At 61.7% G+C, this 2,560-nt stretch carries 2 protein-coding genes; both read left to right on the top strand.

What is annotated here, in order from left to right; all coding sequences use genetic code 11:
* Nucleotides 1-333, top strand: a 333-nt coding sequence (locus G6O54_RS36665) for a transposase (RefSeq protein WP_205679176.1), incomplete at its 5' end; no start/stop codon positions are given.
* 203 nt (nucleotides 334-536) lie between these two features.
* Nucleotides 537-1,652 (top strand): hypothetical protein, encoded by a 1,116-nt coding sequence (locus tag G6O54_RS36660; RefSeq protein ID WP_165236002.1) that lies wholly within the window; start codon nucleotides 537-539, stop codon nucleotides 1,650-1,652.
* Nucleotides 1,653-2,560: the final 908 nt, after the last annotated feature.

The following is a 2,560-nucleotide window of genomic DNA, read 5'->3' as shown; positions in this document are numbered from 1 at the left end:
CAGGCTCTCGCACGATATCAGATGCGGCTCCTGGCGTACTGCCTGATGCCCAACCACTTCCACCTCCTGGTCTGGCCCCGCGAAGCAGGCGATCTATCCGACTTCATGCGGTGGCTGACGATGACTCACACCCAACGCTGGCACGCTTACCACCGCACCGTCGGCACCGGTCACCTGTATCAGGGGCGCTACAAGTCCTTCCCGGTCCAGTCCGTCGAGCATTTCCTCACCGTCTGCCACTACGTCGAGCGGAACGCCCTGCGGGCCGGCCTGGTCGAGCGGAGGAGTCTGAAGGGGTCATTCTGGTCTGCGACCGGTGTTCCTGAGGACTAGGAGGTTTTCCGTCCTGAGATGAGCCGGAGGGGTGTTATTTTGTTTCAGGATACCCCTCCTGAATTCCCCCCGCTCCTGCTTATGTGGCCTCTCTGACTGGATTGCCTCGTCCGCCCCGTGCCATAATCGGGCTTGGCGTTCAGCCGAAATCGCAGCGGGCGCGAGAGATCCGCGCCGGACCGACGTTCCAGGGAGTTGCCATCATGGTACGACGGACGCTTCGGTGCCTGGCCCTGGCGGCCCTGGCCGCCTCGGCGTGGAGTCCTGCTCTGGCCCAGCGAGGGTCGAACTCTGGGGCCGGGACGCTGGCCGTCGACGATACCAGGGAGCTTGATTGCTCCTCGTGCGTCCTCATGATGAGAGGTTCGTCGCGGGTTCCCGGCATGGGTTCCCCCATGGCGATCGGCCTGCCGGACCTGCCCTCGCTCACGTCCGCCATGACCACGACCGGCCTGATCGACCCCGCAGCCAGGGAGTCACTCGGGCTCGGGCCTCGCGACTGGCCCAAGGCCGTTCGGATCGAAGTCACCCCGGCGGGGGTCCAGGCGGTCAAGCTCTCGGTGTGCGTCGATCCGAAGGACTTGAAGAAGCCCGAACCGGCCGCGACGCTGATGCGCGAGCTCATCAAGCGCGCGAAGGCCGTCGTCAGCCAGTCGGTGGAACCGAGGCGTCAGGAGGCCAAGGGGCGGCTCGACGAGCTCGAACGCCGTCGGGCCGAGCTCCGGGCGTCCGTCGAGAGCCTTCGCACGCGAATGCGGAAGGCCAACGTTCCGTCATCCCGAGATGTCATGGGGAATCAGCGGCAACAGCTCGAATCGGCCCTTGCCGCCAAACGCCCCCGGCTTCAGGCCATCAAGGAAAGCCTGAAGCGACTCGATGCGCAGGGCGACGAACTCGGCAACGCGCTGAAGGGCCTCGTCGCCGCACGCGAGGCCCTCGTCGCCGGGCTTGAGAAGGCGGCCGAGCAGGCAAAGGCCAGTCCGCTGGAGATCTTGCGAGCCCGAGCCGACCTGGCCGAGACGCGGGTGCGGGCCGCCGAGGCGCAGCGAATGCCGAGATTGACGCCGGGGCTGAACATCCGAGAGGAGCAGCTCTCGCTCCAGGTCGAGATCGACACGCTGGAGGCGCAGATCAAAGCGCTCCCCCCATCCGGCGATGAAGTCGGATCCATGGTCGATGCTCAATCACTGAGTACCGAGCTGTTCCGGCTCAAGAATGAACTGAACCAGCTCGAACCGCAGTACCAGCAGGCGAAGCGGGAATACGAGGCCCTCGCCACCACCCCAACACTCGTCGTCCTGGACGGACAGACCAAGTGAGTCGCTGGGGCGTCGTCGAGGATGGACACCAGGGAATCCAGCTCCCTCACCCGGCGGGCTCCCCTCATTCGAGAGAGAGCCAGGGGCCACGCACTCAGGATAGAGGAATCAAAGAGTATGGGGGATGCACGCCATCTGAACGGCTCGTCGACATCGCGAGCCGGCCGCTGACAGCCTCGGGGCGCCAACAGCCCCGACTGGATCGAACCGCTTTCCTCTCTGCCTCGCACAGACTACCCGCTTTGAGTGCGTGGCCTTTTTTTGCCCACTCGACGAGATCGAACGGATTGCGATTTGAATGCATCATGAGTTAATGTTTATTCTTTGAGCTTTTCGTCTAGAAATTGCTGTGCTTCACGGCAGCCGCTCTTTTGCCAAAAACGAAGAAGCCGGATTGCGTCTGCACGCCGTGATTCTTTTGGAATTCGCTTCGCCTTCCAGATGCTCTCAAGGTCTCGAATCTGGCTGAGGGCTGAATGGTACGCATATTGCGGTGAATGGCGGACTCGCGGAGATAGCGTCACCACGGGTTGCCATTCGCATTGCGAGCCAGGTAAATCGTCCGGAGACAGCTCTTCCGTTAGAGCCGAGGCAGAAATCGTCCTTTCCAACGGCACCCAGAACAAGTACCGTGTGTAGCGGGTTCTCCCAGAGCACAATTCAATATCCGTCGTCGTGCAGTTGATGCGGCTCCACGGGAAAAATCCGAGCAAGCTGAGACAGAATGTGATCGATAATAATAAGAATATTCCTGCAATTATTGCCAGCGGCTTTTTGGTAGTCATTAGACGTTAAGCATGAAAGTTCGGCCTCAGCCTGCTGATCGAGGAACAGTCGATCTTGAATGCCGGCTTCCGCTCACTGAGGCACGTCGAATTGAGGTCGGCAGCCGACGGCGGCATCATTTG

Source organism: Aquisphaera insulae, from assembly GCF_011064615.1.
Lineage (GTDB): Bacteria > Planctomycetota > Planctomycetia > Isosphaerales > Isosphaeraceae > Aquisphaera > Aquisphaera insulae.
Note: the sequence above shows the minus strand (reverse complement) of the source record. Positions and strands in the feature narration are given on the sequence as shown.